At 43.0% G+C, this 521-nt stretch carries 1 protein-coding gene and 1 pseudogene; both read left to right on the plus strand.

Annotated elements, in window-relative coordinates; all coding sequences use genetic code 11:
- Positions 1 to 309, plus strand: a 309-nt coding sequence (locus R7Z50_RS30990; protein ID WP_225478417.1) for a TOBE domain-containing protein, incomplete at its 5' end; no start/stop codon positions are given.
- A pseudogene (gene potB, locus R7Z50_RS30995) lies at positions 290 to 521 on the plus strand (spermidine/putrescine ABC transporter permease PotB); the annotation flags it as partial. The gene R7Z50_RS30990 and the pseudogene potB, both read left to right, overlap by 20 nt.

Raw genomic sequence — 521 nt, forward strand, 5'->3', positions numbered from 1 at the left:
TCCGTCGTTTACTACGACAAAGAAGCACAAGCAGGTGACAAACTACAAGTGCTGCTTCGCCCTGAAGACTTACGTATCGAAGAGATCAAAGAGTCTGAAGAAAAAGGCATTGTTGGTCACGTCACTGAACGTACCTATAAAGGTATGACGCTAGACTCTGTTGTCCAACTGGACTCAGGCATGCGCGTGATGGTTAGCGAGTTCTTTAACGAAGATGATCCAGATGTGGACCACTCTCTCGGCCAAAAAGTCGCTATCACTTGGGTTGAGAGCTGGGAGGTAGTACTCAATGATAAGCAAGAAGATTAATCTTCAGAACGCAATCATTACCCTAATTGTTGGTTGGCTAACACTTTTCGTGTTAGTTCCAAACCTAATGATTATCGGTACAAGTTTTTTGACGCGTGATGAAGCGAACTTAATTGAACTGACTTTTACTTTCGACAACTACCTTCGTTTACTTGATCCATTGTACGCAAAAGTGCTAATGCACTCTTTCTACATGGCAATCATTGCGACGT

It is taken from the genome of Vibrio sp. 1249-1, assembly GCF_033340495.1.